The organism is Streptococcus parasanguinis, assembly GCF_009717775.1.
Classification (GTDB): Bacteria; Bacillota; Bacilli; order Lactobacillales; family Streptococcaceae; genus Streptococcus; species Streptococcus parasanguinis_AG.
This window is the reverse complement of the sequence record NZ_WMZF01000001.1, coordinates 567,293-584,948: the sequence shown is the minus strand read 5'-3', so window position 1 is coordinate 584,948 and position 17,656 is coordinate 567,293. Positions and strand designations below refer to the sequence as shown.

Below are 17,656 nucleotides of genomic sequence, written 5' to 3'. Positions count from 1 at the left end.
AAGTAGTTTTGAAGATCCGTTATCAAGGTTGGAGACGTTGTTTCCAGCCTCTTCTAGTGCAAAAATGAATAAGGGAGAGAAAATGTTTTTAGAGCATTATTTTGACCGATACACCTTTCAGCCAGAAAAGGGATTGGCTTTTGGATTTGAAAAGAGAGGGGCAGGCTATGAGTACCAGTGTCCCGTCTTATCGGACTCTTTTCTCTTAAAGGTCCGTGTCTGCGACCAGAAGATATCTTTTCAGGTCTATGATCAGGATACAGGGGACGAGTATATCCAGATCCATCAGGAACAGCTACAAGGAAATTTCGTTGGCCAAGTCAGAGAAGCTTGTCAGGAAAGTCTTGCAAGGATTCGCCAAGCTTGTTTTGAGGTAGAGAAATTTCTCTATCCTCAAGCCAAGCGTCTCATGGCCTATATCTCTCTGTACTATCAGGGAACGATTGAGTATTTGTGGGAGAGATCTCCAGAATCTGGTGCCATTCGCCACCGAGACACCCTCAAGTGGTATGGTGTCTTTATGACCATTGATTGGAAAAAACTAGATGCTGGCAAGTCTGGGAAAATAGAAGTTTTGAATGTTAAGTCTGATCAAGTAGCCCGTTTCATCCAGCAGAAGGGGATTTATCCAGCTTTTCATATGAATAAAAAATATTGGGTGAGTATCCCCTTAGATGGAACAATTGCTGATGAGGAGTTGTTTGCTCTAGTGGATAGTAGTTGGCAACTCACAAAAAAGGGGAAATAAGATGAATCTGTTGAGGAAATTATCTTGGTTTTTTAATTTAGAGAAGAAGCGATACTTGATCGGGATAGGGGCCTTGATCTTGGTTAGCTTTTTAAATCTCATTCCTCCAAGAATCATGGGCCTTGTGATCGATTTGATCGATAAAAGAAGGCTGACACTGGGGCAGTTAGTTGTGGATATCGCCCTTTTGGTCCTCGCAGCTCTTGCTATGTATGGCCTTCGTTTTATTTGGAGACGCTATATTTTTGGGACGGCCAATAAGTTGGCTCGGATCTTGCGTTACCGTTTGTTCAAGCAATTTACGCTCATGTCTCCGTCTTTTTATCAGCGTTATCGGACAGGGAATCTCATGGCCCATGCTACTAATGATATCAATGCGGTAACCATGTTTGCCGGTGGCGGGGTTATGTCTGCAGTGGATGCTTCCGTGACCGCCTTGGTGACCCTGGTCAGCATGTTTTTCATGATTGATTGGCGCTTAACCCTCTTGGTTATTTTGCCCCTACCGGTTATGGTGGTAGTGACTTCAGCTATTGGACGCAAAAATCACAAAGCCTTCAAAGAGGCCCAAGAAGGCTTCTCAGAGCTGAACAACTTTGTTCAGGAATCAGTATCAGGGGTTAAGGTGACCAAATCCTTTGGCTTTCAGGCAGATGAGATTCGGGCTTTTGAAAAAACTAATCAAATGGTCTTTTCAAAGAATATGACTTCAGCCGGTTACAATGCTTTGTTTGATCCGACTACTCTTCTTTTTGTCGGTCTCTCCTATGTTTTGACGCTCTACTTCGGGGGGCTATTTGTTCAGGAAGGGAGCCTGACGGTTGGACAAATCGTAACCTTTATTACCTATCTCAATATGCTCGTCTGGCCCCTTCAAGCCATGGGCTTCTTGTTTAATATTAGTCAGCGTGCTAGCGTCTCCTATGATCGGATTGAGACACTTTTGGCAGAAATACCTGATATTCAAGATTCAACTCAACCAGTCACAGTCATTCAAAACGGCAATCTGGAATATAACATTAAAGAATTCGCGTATGAGAAAGAGCCTGTCCTTGAAAAGGTTGTCTTTCATTTAGAAAAAGGGCAAACCCTTGGAATTGTGGGTCCAACTGGATCTGGAAAGACCACCTTGTTGCGTCTCTTGCTTAGGGAGCATGACTTGGAGCAGGGAGATATTTTGTTCAATGGAATCTCCATCAAACATTATCGCTTAGAGGATCTTCGAAGCTTGATCGGCTATGTCCCTCAGGATCAGATCCTTTTTGCCATGACCATTCGTGAGAATGTAGCTTTTTCAGATCCACAGATCGAGGAAGAAGAGGTAATGAAGGCTCTGAGAACTTGTGGAGTCTATGAGGACGTCTTGGCTATGCCAGACCAGATGGAGACAGTGTTAGGAGAGAGAGGGGTCTCTCTTTCTGGCGGGCAAAAGCAACGGATTGCCATGAGTCGAGCATTGGTCATGAATCCTGAGATCTTGATTCTGGATGATTCCCTGTCTGCAGTAGATGCTAAAACGGAGCACCAAATCATTGAAAATATGAAGCTAGAACGCAAGGGGAAAACAACGATCATTACAGCCCACCGCCTATCAGCGATCGTTCATGCGGATTTGATTCTGGTAATGGAGAATGGACAGATCAAGGAGCGCGGAAATCACGAGGAATTAATGGCTCAAAAAGGTTGGTACTATGAAACCTACCAAGCACAACAATTATCAGAAGAAATGGAGGGAAAGCTGAATGAAAACATCTGAAGCTCGTGTGATGAAGCGGCTCTTGACTTACATGTGGCGTTATAAATGGCTAACAGCCCTAGCCTTAGCCTTTACCTTCCTAACTAGTCTGTTATTGACGGCGATCCCTCTTGCAGCCCGCTGGTATATTGACCACCTAGTGGATCCAACAGAAGCAAGCTCCTCAGTTATGACAGCTTTTCAGTTTTTGATTCTCTACTATGGGTTATTCATTGGGCGCGTGCTAGCAACTTATCTGAGTCAATTAACCTTTGCGCGTGTATCCAATTCCATCGTAAGAGATATCCGTCTAGATATTTTCAAAAATCTTCAAAGACTGGGTATGTCCTTTTATGACCAGACAGCAGCAGGTTCGATTGTTTCGCGTGTGACCAATGATACACAGGCAGTCGCAGATATGTTTTCTACGGTCTTTTCAAGCCTGGTTTCATCCTTTTTACTTTTTATAGTCACTCTTGTAACCATGTTTAGCTTGGACTGGCATTTGACTATTTGGATCCTGCCTTTTCTTCCCATTATTTGGTTTTCCATTCGTCTCTATCGCAAGTTATCCAATCGCTTGGTCAAGATGACACGACAAAAATTATCAGATATCAATGTGAAATTATCGGAATCCATTGAAGGAATGCGGATCGTACAGGCCTTTCGTCAAGAAAAGCGCTTGACGGATGAATTCGAACAGATAAATGGGGAACATTTAGACTATGCCAACCGATCTGTGGATGTCAATTCCCTCTTTTTGAGGCCAGCTATGACCCTGTTACAGGTTCTGGCTTATGCGGTTATTCTAACCTTTTTCGGCCTAAAATGGCAGTCCTCTGGCTTTACAGCAGGTCTTATCTATGCCTTTATCCAGTATGTTAGCCAGCTTTTCCAGCCCTTGATTGATGTCACCCAAAATTTTGCAACTTTGCAGACCTCAACCATTTCTGCAGGGCGTGTCTTTGAAATGATGGATCGAGATGACTACGAGCCAAAGCAAGCTGGTAGCCTGAAAGAAATCGAGCGGGGAGATATTCGCTTTGACCATGTATCTTTTTCTTATGATGGCAAACGGGATGTCCTAAAAGATATCTCCTTTGAGGTCAAAAATGGACAAACCATCGCTTTTGTTGGCCATACTGGTTCTGGTAAATCGTCTATTATCAATCTCTTTATGCGCTTTTATGAATTTGATCGCGGCCAGATCTTGATTGATGGACAGGATATCAAGGACTACAGCCAGGAAGCCTTGCGCAAGTCCATTGGTCTAGTGCTGCAGGAACCCTTCCTCTATCATGGAACCATTGCTTCTAATATCCGGATGTACCATAAAGAATTGACAGATGAGGACGTCCGACAAGCAGCTGCATTTGTGGATGTGGCAGATTTTATCGAGAGTCTACCTGGTGGTTATGATCATCCGGTAACCGAGCGAGGTTCTACCTTATCGACGGGTCAGCGACAGCTTCTGGCTTTTGCCCGGACCATTGCTGCCCAGCCTAAGATCCTCATTTTGGATGAGGCTACTGCCAATATCGATCAAGAGACGGAAGAGATGATTCAAAACTCTCTGAAGAAGATGCGCCAAGGGCGGACAACCATTGCCATCGCCCATCGCCTTTCTACCATCCAAGATGCCGATTGCATCTATGTTCTCGATAAAGGAAAAATCATCGAATCAGGCAACCACGACCAACTCATTGCTCTAGGAGGAACGTATAAGAAAATGTATGACCTCCAAGCCGGTATGATGAAATAAGGATAAACAAGGTCTAAATGCAAATTTAACCTTGTTTTTCTTTCTTGAAAGCTGTAAAATAAAGAAAAGAAAAGAAAAAGGGAGCATACACCATGTCAAACGATCTGATCCTGATGGGAGTTGTCATTGTCTTATTTGGACTTTATTTCACTCTTCAAGTTGAGCTCAATAAAGTCAGAAATCAATTCACTCACTATCTTCTTAAACCAGGTAGCATCTCCAAGGAACAAAGAGAGAAGTACCTCAAAGAACCAGAGATGGAAGCGATTCGCCTAATTCGCCTCGATTATCGGATCGGCCTTCAAAATGCTAAACTTATCTATGAGCAATTAAAGAAATAAGAAAGACCCTCGTATAGTCTATACGAGGGTTTCTCTTTCAAAAAAAGGCGTAAGCTTTGGTAAAACAGTGGCCACATCTGCAGATTTGATCTTGGCGAGTTGATAAGGACAAGTAGTAATGTAAGCTGCTTCAAAGAAATCAAGCGGGAGTCCACTGTGTTTTAAGGCAGCAAGGGATTGAACTTGACTGAGTTCTAGAAGGATCCCATCGTGGGTCAGGGTCAGATGAGGGAGAAGAGAAGACTGATCCATCAAGGTATTCAATCTTTCTTCTTCCTCTTTTTTTCTGGCTAGGAGTCGTTTTTTATTGGTCAGATACATACCGTTATCAATGTAGAGACTCAAAGCCTTTTGCATGATCAGATTACTATCATAGTCCAGAATCGTCTTATAGGTCAAGACCGGCTTAAGAAGGTCTTGGGGAAGGATCATGGAAGTGATACGAAGAGCAGAAAAGAGATTGGTCGAAAAAGATTTGATATAGATGACTCGGTCCTTTTGATCCAAATAATGAAAAGATGGAGCATTGCTGCCATCAAGATCTCCAAGATAGTCATCCTCAACAAGGTAGACATCATATTGGTCAGCTAGTTGCAAGATCGCTTCTTTCTGCTTGGTCGAATAGCTATGACCAAGCGGATAGTGAAAACGAGGGATCGTGTAGAAGAATTTGATATGGCCACTTTTGAAAATCTCTTCAAGTTCCTCGAGATCAATCCCCGTTAAATTACGTTGAATGGTACGGTAGGCAAGTCGCTGCGAATCTAAGAGTTGGTTCATCCGATGATAAGTCGGTTGCTCGATCAAGATCTGCGATTTTTTATTGGGAAAGTCAATCTGGCTGAGGATATTGAGCGCCTGCTGGGTACCAGCAGTCAAAACAATCTGATCCGCAGTCGTATAAATACCTTCTTCCTTCAATAAGCCTTGAATCGATTGACGTACTTCGAGTAAGCCTGCTTGGTCCGAAAAGTTGTTGAAGAGATAATTCTCCCGTCCAATCAAGGTTTCATTGATACAGGTCCGGAAGTCCTCAAAAGCCTGGTTGCGGTCTTTCTCTAATTTTAGTGGAAGATCCTCATGTCGATTAGGTTCTTGCTCCAAAACATAGTAGCCACTTTGAGGCTTAGCATAGAGGAAGTGCTGGTAAGTCAAGTCCAGCAAGGCCCGTTGCACTGTGTCCTTACTACAAGAAAATTGACTAGCTAACTGGCGAACGGAGGGAATTTTCTCTCCAGTTTCCAGTTCTCCATCTTGAATGGCTTTTTTTAGTACATGAATAATTTGTTGGTATTTGCTCGTCTTCATCCTGACTGTCCCCATACAGTTTTTTTCTATTGTACAGAAAAAATCACAAAAAAACCACTCCGAAGAGTGGTGAGCGTATTACATAAAGTAAACGATGGCTAAATACTGAAGAGCAGAAGCTGCCAGGATGAAGAGGTGCCAAATCATGTGGAAGTATGGTTTTTTCTTAGCATAAAAGCCAGCTCCAACCGTGTAGCACAGACCGCCCATGAGCATGAGACCCCAGAAGATCGGATTGGTTTGGCTAACGATTTGGGGAATAATAAAGATGACCAACCAGCCCATGATCAAGTAAAGAGCGAGACTGAACTTTTCATTGACTTTTTTGGCAAAGATTTTGTAGAGAATACCAAAGATGGTGGTCCCCCATTGGATCAAGATAATGCTGTAGCCCATCCAGTTGTTCATCAAGGTGAGGACGACCGGTGTGTAACTACCTGCGATCGCAATGTAAATCATGGAATGGTCGATAATACGAAGCACATACTTTTGAGGTGAATCGTAAGACATAGCATGGTAGACGGTCGAAGACAGAAACATCAAAAAGAGGCTGATCACAAAGATAGAAGTCCCAAAAGCACTGAGGAGACCGTGTTGCTCAAAGCTATAGACTGCTGAGATCGGAAGTAAGATCAACATGAGGAGGGCGCCAACAGCATGGGTTACGCTATTGGCGATCTCTTCTCCAAAGGATAATTTTTTACTTAGTTTCATGGTGTAATTCATTAGTTTCTTCCTCCGTTTTTGCTGGTTGAATGTAAGATAGGGTTTCAAGATAAAGTTGAACCGTCTGACAGGCAGAGCGAATGATGGGAGCGATCGGCTCTTTTTGCTCATTGAGATAAGCGACAAAGCTATTATAGAGAAGATCTGAACTCGCCTGGTCCTGCAAGAAATTTAAGGTAGAAGCGATCTCCTGAATAGAAAAGACCGTTTTTAAGGTTGTAATAGCGATCAAGCGAGCCACCTGTCTACGCTGGTATTTCTTCTTACCTGGTTTTTCGACATAGCCATGTTTTACGTAATTGTTGATCATGGCAGCCGTCAAGCCCTTATCTGAAGAAGGGAGGACAGGTGCACAGGTTTTATTGACATAAAGTAGAACCTGATCGAGATAGAGATCTAGCTCAGGTAGTTGCTCCCACGTTGGATAGGAAAAAGTGGTCACGAAATCTTCACCTTTCTTAAATCTAGTTTTCATAACTAGATAATAACATTAATAAAAACTCCTGTCAAGAAAATTTGAAAAATATGGTACAATAGACCTATGAAACTATTAATTCCATCCGCCAAAGAACTGAACGAACAGGCTCGTATCGTCGAGCCCCAACCCTTGTCAGAGAAGACAAAAACCATCCTTCAAGCTTTGAAGGCATTCTCCCTAGAAGAATTAGCGACCTTTTACGGCATCTCAGAAGAAAGAGCCCTAGTAGAAAAAGAAAGAATTGAGGCTCTGTTAGCTGGGAGTGCTAAAACCTATCCTGCTTTGGAACTGTTTGATGGCCTCATGTACCGTAGTATCGAGCGTCAAGACTTATCCCAAAAAGAGCAGGTTTATCTGCAGGAACATTTGTTGATCACGACTGCTTTATACGGTGTACTACCTGCCTATGAAGGAATTGCTCCCCATCGCTTAGATTTTATGATGAAGCTAAAACCAGCTGGAAAGTCTCTAAAGGCATTCTGGAAAGAGGACTATGATCAGGCAGTAGAAGGTGAGAAACAGATCTTATCCCTTTTGTCTTCTGAGTTTGAACAGGTCTTCTCAAAAGCTATTCGTGAGCGAATGACTCGGATCAAATTCATGGAGAATCGTGGTGGGACACTGAAGATTCACTCGACGATTTCAAAAAAAGCACGTGGGGCCATGGTGACAGCTATGATGAAGAAAGAAATCACCCAGCTAGAAGATCTGAAATCACTAGAAGTGGCAGGTTTCTCTTATCGTGAGGATTTATCGCAAGAGAAGGAATGGGCCTTTGTGAAAGAATAAATAAAAATATTCCTGAGAAGCGTCAGGAATATTTTTTTGATCTGTTAGATAAAGAGAATGCACGATGAAAACTCCAAAATAGAGGATTTTGGAGTCAGAATCGTCTTGAGCAGTAGGCTTAGGCGATATGTTTGAATTTCTTCAAGAGTTCTGTCAACTCAGCTTGCTCGCCACTATTAAAGACTTGCATCAAGCGTTGAATATTTTTGATATGATCTGGAAGAGCTTCTTCGATCTTTTTACGACCGGCATCTGTAATAGATACAAGATAAGCACGGCGGTCTTCTGGATCGGTTTCGCGTGTAATCCAACCATCGCGGACCATATTGCGAATAACCACAGTCATATTTCCAGAGGTCGCAAGAATGCTATCAATCAGATCTTGAATGCGGAGATCGCCTTTGCTGTACAAGGTCTCAAGTACAGAGAATTGAGTTGGTGTCAACTGGTGCTTTTTAAAGATATGAGCCTCAGAGGCACGGATCAATCGTTCTGCCTTGTGGAAGACGATCATGGTTTTTAAATCTACGTTTGCTTCTTTGAATAATCTCTTTAAATTTTCCATATCTATATTTTATCAATAAATAGTATTTCTGTCGTTTAATTTTATTTTCAAATTAGTTACAAAATTGTGACAAATTTTTTAAACTATGAACAAATGATAGCAAAGGTGTTAATTTTACTTTGTTTATCAAACAATTTTATACTAAAACATTGTAACAGGTATGAAATATTAGTAACAATTCTTTCTTGAAAATCTATAGAATTCTAGGTGGCTTTGGTGTATAATGAGGGAGTGAAACAGAAAAATAATCTTTTTATAATATGGCAACATATAATAGGAATCTGTATCTTAGTATTGACGGTCCTTTTTTCTTGGCTATTTCTTGCTGAAAAAACTTCTGATCACATGCAGGATCAAATGGCGCAAGCAAGAAAAATAGCTCTGTCTCACTCTTCGATTGCTACCATTGAGACGGAGAGTTTCTTTCATGGCAAAGAAGCGTATCTTTCCTTTATTGGAAAGGACCAAGAGGGGCAAGGACTAGCGGTTTTGGTGGCGCAGGCGGATGATGCAGTCTATACTTACCCTTTGAAAGAAGGAGTTAGTTCTAAAGAGGCAGCTTTTGTCGTCAAAGAGAAGAGTCAGGACGCGATTGATGGGGTAACTTTTGGACGCTTTAAAGGCAAACCGATCTGGGAAGTCAAGGCTGGGAGCTCCTATTATGTGGTGGATTTCAAGACTGGGAAAGTCACCGGTGTTTTTTAAGATTTGAGGAGGAAATATGAAATTATCAAATCGTGTATTGGAAATGGAAGAAAGTGTGACCTTGGCTGCAAATGCGCGTGCCAAAGCTTTGGCAGCAGAAGGTCGTGATATCTTGAGTTTGACCCTGGGTCAACCTGACTTTGCGACTCCAAAAAATATTCAAGAAGCAGCAGTCGCATCCATTGAGGATGGTCGCGCTAGCTTTTATACGGTCGCATCTGGACTTCCAGAATTGAAGGATGCCATTAGCGACTATATGAAAGAGTTTTATGGCTATGCAGTGAATCGAAATGAGGTTGTGGTCGGCACTGGTGCCAAGTTTATCCTCTATGCCTTCTTTACTTCTGTCATCAATCCAGGTGATGAAGTCATCATTCCAACCCCTTGCTGGGTTTCTTATGTTGACCAGGTCAAGATGGTAGAAGGCACACCTGTTACTTTCCAAACAACAGAAGAAAATCACTTCAAGGCAACGGTAGAGCAACTGGAAGCAGCACGGACAGACAAGACAAAAGTTGTCTTGCTGAATTCGCCTTCTAATCCAACAGGAATGATCTACAGTAAAGAAGAACTCGAAGCAATTGGAAATTGGGCTGTCGAGCATGATATCTTGATTTTGGCAGACGATATCTATGGTCGATTGGTCTATAATGGCAATAGTTTTACACCAATTTCTAGCTTATCTGAAGCGATTCGCAAGCAAACTATCGTGATTAACGGAGTTTCTAAAACCTATGCTATGACTGGTTGGCGGGTTGGTTTTGCAGTGGGTGATCCTGAGATTATTGGAGCCATGGCCAAGGTGATCAGCCAAACAACTTCCAACTTAACAACCGTTTCCCAATATGCCGCCATCGAAGCCCTAACAGGAGATCAATCTTCTATTGAGATCATGCGTCAAGCTTTTGAAGAGCGCTTGAATACTATTTATCCTTTGTTGAATGAAGTACCTGGTTTTGAAGCCATCAAACCTCAAGGAGCCTTCTATCTCTTCCCAAATGTCAAGAAGGCCATGGAAATGAAGGGGTATACAGATGTGACGGAATTTACCACAGCAATTTTAGAAGAAGCAGAGGTTGCTTTAGTAACGGGAGCTGGCTTTGGTGCCCCTGAAAATGTTCGCTTGTCTTATGCGACAGATTTGGATACCCTTAAAGAAGCTGTTTGCCGACTCAAGGCCTTTATGGAAAAATAAAATTACAAGATCCTTAGTAATGAGCTGAGGATCTTTTTCTTTAAAAAAAATCTGGTTTTCACAGGTAGAGCCTAGCACTGAAAGCCTTTTTATGATACAATTAAGAAGATAATGTCTTCGGACAAGTTTAACGAGAAAAGGAAGATGAATGATGACAAAACGGATTACTATCATCGAAGTAAAAGACTATGTTGGTCAAGAAGTGACCATCGGTGCTTGGGTGGCCAACAAATCAGGTAAAGGAAAAATTGCTTTCTTGCAATTGCGTGACGGGACTGCCTTTTTCCAAGGTGTGGCTTTTAAACCAAACTTTATCGAAAAATTCGGCGAAGAAGTGGGGCTTGAAAAATTTGATACCATCAAACGCTTGAGCCAAGAAACATCAGTGTTTGTAACTGGTATTGTCAAAGAAGACGAGCGTTCAAAATTTGGCTACGAGTTGGATATTACGGACATCGAAGTCATTGGTGAATCCCAAGATTACCCAATCACTCCAAAAGAACACGGGACAGACTTCTTGATGGACAACCGCCACTTGTGGTTGCGTTCACGCAAACAAGTTGCTGTGATGCAAATCCGTAATGCCATTATCTATGCAACTTATGAGTTCTTTGATAAGAATGGCTTCATGAAGTTTGATAGTCCAATTCTTTCAGGAAATGCGGCAGAAGATTCAACTGAACTTTTTGAAACAGACTACTTTGGAACACCAGCCTACTTGAGTCAATCCGGTCAGCTTTACCTTGAAGCTGGTGCGATGGCCCTTGGTCGCGTCTTTGACTTTGGTCCAGTATTCCGTGCTGAAAAATCAAAAACTCGTCGTCACTTGACTGAGTTCTGGATGATGGATGCTGAGTATTCATACTTGACACACGATGAGTCACTTGACTTGCAAGAAGCTTATGTGAAAGCTCTTCTACAAGGTGTTTTGGACCGTGCACCTCAAGCCTTGGAAACCTTGGAACGTGATACAGAGCTCTTGAAACGCTATATTGCGGAGCCATTCAAACGGATCACTTACGATGAAGCCATTGATCTCTTGCAAGAGCATGAAAATGATGAAGATGCGGATTATGAGCATTTGGAACATGGTGATGACTTCGGCTCACCACATGAAACTTGGATTTCAAACCACTTTGGTGTGCCAACATTTGTCATGAACTACCCAGCAGCTATCAAGGCCTTCTACATGAAACCAGTTCCTGGAAATCCAGAGCGCGTGCTTTGTGCAGACTTGCTTGCTCCAGAAGGCTATGGAGAAATCATCGGTGGCTCTATGCGTGAGGAAGACTACGATGCCCTCGTTTCAAAAATGGATGAACTTGGCATGGATCGCACAGAATATGAATTCTACCTTGACCTTCGTAAATACGGTACAGTTCCACACGGTGGATTTGGTATCGGTATCGAGCGTATGGTAACCTTCGCAGCTGGTACAAAACACATCCGTGAAGCCATTCCATTCCCACGTATGTTGCACCGTATCAAACCTTAATAGACGTAAAAACGCCATTAGGCGTTTTTCACTTTTATCTGCGTCAAAAAACTATGAAAGGAAACTCAATGCTGAAAATAGACATCATCGATGGGAAAGAATACGAGGATGGTCAGGGGGCTTTGATCGCAGATCTAGACCATAGCATTCAACAGATGCTCAAGACATCCTACCCGGAAAGTCAAATGGATGATTTTATCACTTATAAAAATTTGAGCCAATATTGCATGGATTATCTAGGTCAGATTATTGAGCGTGCCAATGATAAAAACGAAGCCATTAAACAGCAGGTGACAGGTGTCATGCCCGAAAGCGAGCGCCCCTTTAACGTTGAAGACCGCTTGACAGCCAGCTATACCTTCGGTCAGCGGGTAGCGGATTCTGTTGCGCGCTTCGGTGGTTCTTGGACTTTTATCATTAGTTTTATCCTGATGATGGCTATCTGGATGTTGATCAATGTCTTGCATCCCTTTGGCTGGAATTTTGATCCTTATCCCTTCATCTTGCTCAATCTTGCGCTTTCTACGATTGCGGCGATTCAAGCTCCTTTGATTATGATGAGCCAAAACAGGGCGGCAGATTATGATCGCCTGCAAGCGCGAAATGACTTTAACGTCAATATGGAGTCGGAACGAGAAATTCGCTTACTGCATACGAAGATTGATCATATGGTGCAGCAAGACCAGACGGATTTACTGGAAATTCAAAAGTTGCAAACCGAATTGTTGGTGTCCTTGTCTAATCAAGTGGCCCAGCTGCGTCAAGAAATGAATCAAGAAAAAATGAAGGAGGTGGAGAAGATGTAGGCAACTCTAAGTAAGTCTTTTAGAAACACTTATATAATCTATTGAAAGAGGAAAAACAATGTTTAAAAGAACTTACAAACGCAATATTTCACTCCTAGCAGGTCTGGAATTTACATCTTATTTTGGAATCACCAGTTTTTGGATTCTCTTTTTTATTCAAAATGGTCTTTCCTTGCTTCAAATCGGTCTATTGGAGAGTATCTTTCATGGGACGAGTCTCTTGTGTGAGATCCCGTCTGGTATGTTAGCAGATCGCTTTAGCTACAAGACTAATCTCTATTTGGCTCGCTGGTCCAGTATTGGATCTTCTATCTTGATCTTACTTGGTCAGGGGAATTTTTGGATCTATGCGCTTGCTATGATGGTCAATGCTTGGTCTTATAATTTTGACTCGGGGACCAGTACAGCTTTCTTATTTGATTCAGCTGTGGAAGCAGGTCAAAAAGACCGTTATCTTCAGATTTCTAGCTTTTTGTCTGGTGTGGCCGAAGTTACCCGAACTTTAGGGACAGTTGTGGCAGGCTTCTTTATTCACGGAGCATTGGCTTGGACCTATTATATTGCTATCGGGCTATCCTTGATTTCTATTCTTTTGATTTTTCTGATGAGAGAGCCAGAGAGCAAGAGTGATGAACGAAGTCACTTGACCTTAAAGCGGATATTGGAGGTAGTGAAACAAGAATGGCAGGAAAAACCAGTCTTGTTTTACTGGATGCTCACCTATCAGTTGGTAGGGACCATCATGTGTATGTTTTATTTTTACTACCAACAGAAAATCAGTGACTTAGCCAGTTGGCAAGTTTCGCTTATCATGTTAATTGGTAGTGGATTCAATCTCCTGGCGGTTTATCTGGCCAGTCAAATTGGGAAAAAATGGAATAGTAATCAAGTCTTTCCGGTTTTGGTTGCATTGACAGGATTGGCCTTGTTTTTGGTAGGCTTCAAGACTCCATTCGCCTATCTGTGTGTCTATCTCTTGACCAATGCTCTTTATGCCGTTTATCAACCCATCTACTACAATGATTTACAAGCCTATCTACCTTCCAGTGTGCGAGCAACCATGCTGAGTATCAATTCAATGATGTTTAGTCTTTCCATGATCGTGATCTTCCCACTGACTGGTTGGTTGATCGATACTTGTGGATTTATAGCTGTTTTTCTTATGCTAGGCCTGATAACACTCATCTCTTTCCCTCTCTTGATGTTTGGGTTGGGGAAAATGGGCAAGATCTTAAGCCAGGTAACAAAGACGGAATAAAATTGCTGACCACATCTGGTCAATATTCAACTCTCTCTGCTTTGCAGGGAGAGTTTTTTCATCTTTAGAAAATTGTGATAAAATATGTTTATCCTATTTAAAAAGAATCGAGTCGTATGAAATCATTATTGAAGTATTTTAAGGGCTATCTATGGGAAACTTTTCTAGGGCCCGTGTTTAAGCTTTTAGAAGCTATTTTTGAATTGTGTGTCCCCTTAATCATCGCCCACTTAGTCGATCAGGTCATTCCGAAAAAGGAAACGAGCGCAGTGGTGATGACTGTCGGTGTTTTGTTTTTATTTGCGAGCTTTGGGGTCGTCGTAGCTATTACGGCCCAGTATTTTTCTTCTAAAGCAGCTGTCGGATTTACCCGCGAGATGACCAAGGATTTGTATGATAAGATCTTATCACTTCCAAAGGACAAGCGCGATAGGATCGGTACTTCTAGTTTGGTAACACGCCTTACCTCTGATACCTATCAAATCCAGGTTGGGATCAATCTCTTCTTGCGGCTTTTTTTGAGGGCACCGATTATTGTCTTTGGAGCTATCATCATGGCCTTCACCATCAGTCCTAAACTCACTCTTTGGTTCTTGGGGATGGTAGCGATTTTAACCCTGATTATTGTGATCATGTCACGGATTGTCAATCCGCTCTTTGCTAAGATTCGGAAAATCACAGACCGGATGGTTACGGTGACGCGTCAGCAATTTCAAGGGATGCGGGTGATTCGGGCCTTTGGACAACAGTCTAGTGAATTAGAGGATTTTAGAGAGGTCAATCAGGACTACAAGATCTGGCAAATTCGCGCTGGTATCTGGTCTAGTTTGGTGAGTCCCTTGACCTTTCTTGTGGTCAATACGACCTTGGTTTGTGTCATTTGGCAAGGACAATTGAATATCTCTGCTGGTCTTTTAACCCAAGGGATGTTGGTCGCTTTGGTCAATTATTTATTACAAATTTTAACAGAATTGATCAAGCTGGCTATGCTGGTCACGTCCTTAAATATCAGCTATATTTCAGCCAAGCGTGTCCAAGAGATTTTTGATTTGAAGGAAGAAGACCTCCTTGAAGCTTTACCAGTAGAAACTGCAAGAGAGCAAGAAGCGATCAGCGCCCAGAAAGTTTCTTTCACTTATCCAACGGCTTCAAGCCCAGCTCTAGAAGATATTTCCTTTGATCTGGATCATGGACAGATGTTGGGAATTATCGGTGGTACAGGATCTGGGAAATCCACCCTGGTTCAGTTATTGAGTCACTTGTATGCCGTTAGTCAGGGAAAATTAGCCCTCTATCATCAAGGTCGCTCTCCTCAAACCCTAAAGGAGTGGCGGGAGTGGGTAGCTGTTGTCCCACAGAAGGCAGAGCTCTTTAGAGGGACTATCCGCTCCAATCTTTTACTAGGAATGGAAGAAAATGTGTCCGATGATGATTTGTGGTGGGCCCTAGAAACAGCTCAGGCGGCTGATTTTGTCCGTGAAAAAGAAGGACAACTCGATGAGCCAGTGGAAGCCTTTGGGCGAAATTTCTCAGGAGGCCAACGTCAGCGGTTGACCATTTCGCGTGCCCTTTTGAAGAAGGCTCCTTTCTTGATTTTGGATGATTCAACCTCCGCCTTGGATTATTTGACGGAAGCTCGTCTCTTAAAATCGATTAAAGAAGAATTGAGGGACACAAGTCTGATCTTAGTATCTCAACGAACCAATAGTCTCAAGTCTGCTGATCAGATTTTGGTTTTGAACAAGGGACATCAAGTAGGACTGGGAAATCATGATTTCCTCTTGTCTACCAATGAGATTTATCAAGAAATTCATTATTCACAACACGGGAGGGAGGAAGCATGAGTCAAAAACGTTCTAGTTATGTAAAACGTCTGTTTAGAGATTTTGCTCACCATCCCGGGCTCTTGATTCTAGCTAGTGTCGGAACCATCGCTCAAGTGGCCTTAACAGTCTGGTTACCGATCCTGATTGGACATGCGGTTGACTTGGTCATTAATCCTCAAGGGATGACAGTCTTATGGCCCGTTTTGATCCAAATGGTTCTGGTCATTGTGGCCAATACCTTGATCCAATGGATCAATCCTCTTGTCTACAATCAATTGGTCTATCGGTTTAGCCAAAACCTAAGAGCAGAAGTGATGGAAAAAGTACACCGATTGCCCTTGTCTTATCTAGATAAACAAGGGAGCGGAGACTTTGTCAGTCGTCTCACGACCGATGTAGAGCAGCTTAATAGCGGTCTTCTCATGGTCTTTAACCAGTTCTTTGTTGGCCTCTTAACCATTCTTGTCACCATCGTGACCATGGCAGAATTGGATTTCTTTATGATGGTGGCGGTTCTGGTCTTAACTCCTTTATCCCTAGTGATTGCTCGTTTTATTGCCAAGCGTTCTTATACGCTTTTCCAAAAGCAGACCAAGGCGCGTGGTCTTCAAACTCAGTTGATCGAAGAGTCTTTGACCCAGGAAAGTTTGATCCAGTCCTTTAATGCTCAGGATCAATTCCGTAAGGCTTTTAAAGGGACGAATGAAAGCTATGCCAATTATTCCCAATCCGCTGTCTTTTATTCCTCAACTGTCAACCCTGCCACTCGCTTTGTGAATGCCTTGATTTATGCAGTAGTGGCTGGATTTGGTGCTGTACGCATTATTTCGGGATCTCACTTTACTGTTGGTCAATTGGTGACCTTCCTCAATTATGTCAACCAATACACCAAGCCCTTTAATGATATCTCCTCTGTCTTGTCAGAACTCCAAAGTGCCCTTGCCTGCGCAGAGCGCTTGTACAGCGTCTTGGATCAAGCTGAGGTCGGAGAGACGGGGCAACGGGTCCTGGAAAGTCAGGATGTTAAAGGTGCGATTGGTTTTGAACACGTCACATTTGGCTATGATTTGGGGCGGACCTTGATCAAAGATCTAACCATTCAGGTTCCAGCCGGCAGTAAGGTTGCCATTGTAGGACCTACAGGAGCTGGAAAGTCGACCTTGATTAATCTGCTCATGCGTTTCTACCCTGTTAACTCTGGAGAGATCACGATTGATGGGGTGCCAATTACGGACTACACCCGTGCTTCTTACCGCCAACAGTTTGGTATGGTTTTGCAAGAAACCTGGCTCAAGGTCGGGACCATTCATGAAAATATCGCCTTTTCTCGTCCAGATGCAACTAGAGAAGAAGTCATCGAAGCAGCCAAAGCAGCCAATGCAGATTTCTTTATCCGGCAGTTGCCACAAGGGTACGATACCTATCTTTCAGATGCTGGAGAGTCTTTGTCTCAAGGACAACGCCAACTCTTAACGATTGCGCGGGTTTTCCTTTCAGTTCCTAAGATTTTGATCTTGGATGAGGCTACATCATCCATCGATACTCGGACGGAGGTCTTGATTCAAGATGCCTTTAATCAGCTCATGAAGGGACGGACCAGCTTTATCATTGCTCACCGCTTATCGACCATTCAAAATGCCGATATGATCCTTGTCATGGTGGATGGTGATATAGTTGAGCATGGCACTCATGAAGAGCTAATGCAAGCGCAAGGTGTGTACTACAAGATGCAGACAGCTCAGCAACAGGTTAGTTAGAATGTAGACAAACTATTTTTAAAGTAAATAAGTAAAGTAATTCTGTAAAGAAATAAATATCTACCTAATTTGTATAACGAATTAAGAGAACATTAAAACTTTCCGCCGTGAGAAAAGTGCCTGAAACAATTTAGTTTCAGGCACTCGGGAGTTTTGAAACTT

At 42.6% G+C, this 17,656-nt stretch carries 16 protein-coding genes; 12 read left to right on the top strand and 4 right to left on the bottom strand.

What is annotated here, in order from left to right:
• The first annotated feature begins 82 nt into the window (after window positions 1-82).
• The 4 genes from GMC92_RS02965 (at window position 83) to GMC92_RS02950 (ending at window position 4,586) form a co-directional block, all read left to right on the top strand.
• Window positions 83-748, top strand: coding sequence for an MmcQ/YjbR family DNA-binding protein (locus tag GMC92_RS02965; protein WP_049514729.1), 666 nt, complete (start codon window positions 83-85; stop codon window positions 746-748).
• Window position 749: 1 nt separating this feature from the next.
• Window positions 750-2,504: an ABC transporter ATP-binding protein gene (locus GMC92_RS02960; RefSeq protein WP_155199685.1), complete on the top strand. Its 1,755-nt coding sequence runs from the start codon at window positions 750-752 to the stop codon at window positions 2,502-2,504.
• A complete protein-coding gene (locus GMC92_RS02955) occupies window positions 2,491-4,245 on the top strand; it encodes an ABC transporter ATP-binding protein (RefSeq protein ID WP_155199684.1) in 1,755 nt (584 codons plus the stop codon). Before GMC92_RS02960 ends, GMC92_RS02955 begins: the two co-directional genes overlap by 14 nt.
• 92 nt (window positions 4,246-4,337) lie before the next feature.
• Window positions 4,338-4,586, top strand: coding sequence for a hypothetical protein (locus GMC92_RS02950; RefSeq protein ID WP_003001593.1), 249 nt, complete (start codon window positions 4,338-4,340; stop codon window positions 4,584-4,586).
• A gap of 18 nt (window positions 4,587-4,604) precedes the next feature.
• On the opposite strand, the gene GMC92_RS02945 is transcribed toward GMC92_RS02950, so the two are convergent.
• The 3 genes from GMC92_RS02945 to GMC92_RS02935 form a co-directional block, all read right to left on the bottom strand.
• The gene (locus tag GMC92_RS02945) at window positions 4,605-5,909 is read right to left on the bottom strand and encodes an aminotransferase-like domain-containing protein (RefSeq protein WP_125826921.1); all 1,305 of its coding nucleotides are present in this window, start codon (window positions 5,907-5,909) and stop codon (window positions 4,605-4,607) included.
• Between the two features lie 63 nt (window positions 5,910-5,972).
• The gene (trhA, locus tag GMC92_RS02940; protein ID WP_003011253.1) at window positions 5,973-6,620 is read right to left on the bottom strand and encodes a PAQR family membrane homeostasis protein TrhA; all 648 of its coding nucleotides are present in this window, start codon (window positions 6,618-6,620) and stop codon (window positions 5,973-5,975) included.
• On the bottom strand, window positions 6,595-7,095 hold the full coding sequence (locus GMC92_RS02935; RefSeq protein WP_155199683.1) for a DUF1836 domain-containing protein: 501 nt from the start codon (window positions 7,093-7,095) through the stop codon (window positions 6,595-6,597). The genes trhA and GMC92_RS02935 overlap by 26 nt, the downstream gene beginning before the upstream one ends.
• A 66-nt stretch (window positions 7,096-7,161) precedes the next feature.
• Between GMC92_RS02935 and yaaA the strand changes: the two genes are divergently transcribed.
• Window positions 7,162-7,887 (top strand): peroxide stress protein YaaA, encoded by a 726-nt coding sequence (yaaA, locus tag GMC92_RS02930; RefSeq protein WP_155199682.1) that lies wholly within the window; start codon window positions 7,162-7,164, stop codon window positions 7,885-7,887.
• Between the two features lie 118 nt (window positions 7,888-8,005).
• Here yaaA and GMC92_RS02925 read toward each other — a convergent pair whose 3' ends face one another.
• A complete protein-coding gene (locus GMC92_RS02925) occupies window positions 8,006-8,452 on the bottom strand; it encodes a MarR family winged helix-turn-helix transcriptional regulator (protein WP_003001765.1) in 447 nt (148 codons plus the stop codon).
• Window positions 8,453-8,809: 357 nt separating this feature from the next.
• Here GMC92_RS02925 and GMC92_RS02920 point away from each other — a divergent pair, with 357 nt between their 5' ends.
• From GMC92_RS02920 to GMC92_RS02890, 7 genes are all read left to right on the top strand, one after another.
• Complete coding sequence (locus GMC92_RS02920; protein WP_241672876.1) at window positions 8,810-9,157, top strand: cell wall elongation regulator TseB-like domain-containing protein; 348 nt, start codon at window positions 8,810-8,812, stop codon at window positions 9,155-9,157.
• 16 nt (window positions 9,158-9,173) lie between these two features.
• Entirely contained in the window at window positions 9,174-10,352 is a 1,179-nt protein-coding gene (locus GMC92_RS02915; protein WP_155199680.1) for a pyridoxal phosphate-dependent aminotransferase, read from the top strand.
• Between the two features lie 148 nt (window positions 10,353-10,500).
• Window positions 10,501-11,847 carry an asparagine--tRNA ligase gene (gene asnS / locus GMC92_RS02910; protein ID WP_155199679.1) on the top strand — a complete coding sequence of 449 codons (1,347 nt, stop codon included), beginning with the start codon at window positions 10,501-10,503 and terminating at the stop codon, window positions 11,845-11,847.
• Window positions 11,848-11,915: 68 nt separating this feature from the next.
• On the top strand, window positions 11,916-12,653 hold the full coding sequence (locus GMC92_RS02905; RefSeq protein WP_173019395.1) for a DUF1003 domain-containing protein: 738 nt from the start codon (window positions 11,916-11,918) through the stop codon (window positions 12,651-12,653).
• Window positions 12,654-12,711: 58 nt separating this feature from the next.
• Window positions 12,712-13,911 (top strand): MFS transporter, encoded by a 1,200-nt coding sequence (locus GMC92_RS02900; RefSeq protein ID WP_155199677.1) that lies wholly within the window; start codon window positions 12,712-12,714, stop codon window positions 13,909-13,911.
• 116 nt (window positions 13,912-14,027) lie between these two features.
• Entirely contained in the window at window positions 14,028-15,755 is a 1,728-nt protein-coding gene (locus GMC92_RS02895; RefSeq protein ID WP_155199676.1) for an ABC transporter ATP-binding protein, read from the top strand.
• Window positions 15,752-17,494 carry an ABC transporter ATP-binding protein gene (locus GMC92_RS02890; RefSeq protein ID WP_155199675.1) on the top strand — a complete coding sequence of 581 codons (1,743 nt, stop codon included), beginning with the start codon at window positions 15,752-15,754 and terminating at the stop codon, window positions 17,492-17,494. Before GMC92_RS02895 ends, GMC92_RS02890 begins: the two co-directional genes overlap by 4 nt.
• Window positions 17,495-17,656: the final 162 nt, after the last annotated feature.

Coding starts and splice junctions, on each gene's coding strand:
- GMC92_RS02895 (WP_155199676.1), top strand. CDS start 14,028: ATGAAATCATTATTGAAGTATTTTAAGGGCTATCTATGGGAAACTTTT.
- GMC92_RS02925 (WP_003001765.1), bottom strand. CDS start 8,452: ATGGAAAATTTAAAGAGATTATTCAAAGAAGCAAACGTAGATTTAAAA.
- yaaA (WP_155199682.1), top strand. CDS start 7,162: ATGAAACTATTAATTCCATCCGCCAAAGAACTGAACGAACAGGCTCGT.
- GMC92_RS02945 (WP_125826921.1), bottom strand. CDS start 5,909: ATGGGGACAGTCAGGATGAAGACGAGCAAATACCAACAAATTATTCAT.
- GMC92_RS02965 (WP_049514729.1), top strand. CDS start 83: ATGTTTTTAGAGCATTATTTTGACCGATACACCTTTCAGCCAGAAAAG.
- GMC92_RS02915 (WP_155199680.1), top strand. CDS start 9,174: ATGAAATTATCAAATCGTGTATTGGAAATGGAAGAAAGTGTGACCTTG.
- GMC92_RS02900 (WP_155199677.1), top strand. CDS start 12,712: ATGTTTAAAAGAACTTACAAACGCAATATTTCACTCCTAGCAGGTCTG.
- asnS (WP_155199679.1), top strand. CDS start 10,501: ATGATGACAAAACGGATTACTATCATCGAAGTAAAAGACTATGTTGGT.
- GMC92_RS02955 (WP_155199684.1), top strand. CDS start 2,491: ATGAAAACATCTGAAGCTCGTGTGATGAAGCGGCTCTTGACTTACATG.
- GMC92_RS02960 (WP_155199685.1), top strand. CDS start 750: ATGAATCTGTTGAGGAAATTATCTTGGTTTTTTAATTTAGAGAAGAAG.
- trhA (WP_003011253.1), bottom strand. CDS start 6,620: ATGAATTACACCATGAAACTAAGTAAAAAATTATCCTTTGGAGAAGAG.
- GMC92_RS02935 (WP_155199683.1), bottom strand. CDS start 7,095: ATGAAAACTAGATTTAAGAAAGGTGAAGATTTCGTGACCACTTTTTCC.
- GMC92_RS02920 (WP_241672876.1), top strand. CDS start 8,810: ATGGCGCAAGCAAGAAAAATAGCTCTGTCTCACTCTTCGATTGCTACC.
- GMC92_RS02950 (WP_003001593.1), top strand. CDS start 4,338: ATGTCAAACGATCTGATCCTGATGGGAGTTGTCATTGTCTTATTTGGA.
- GMC92_RS02890 (WP_155199675.1), top strand. CDS start 15,752: ATGAGTCAAAAACGTTCTAGTTATGTAAAACGTCTGTTTAGAGATTTT.
- GMC92_RS02905 (WP_173019395.1), top strand. CDS start 11,916: ATGCTGAAAATAGACATCATCGATGGGAAAGAATACGAGGATGGTCAG.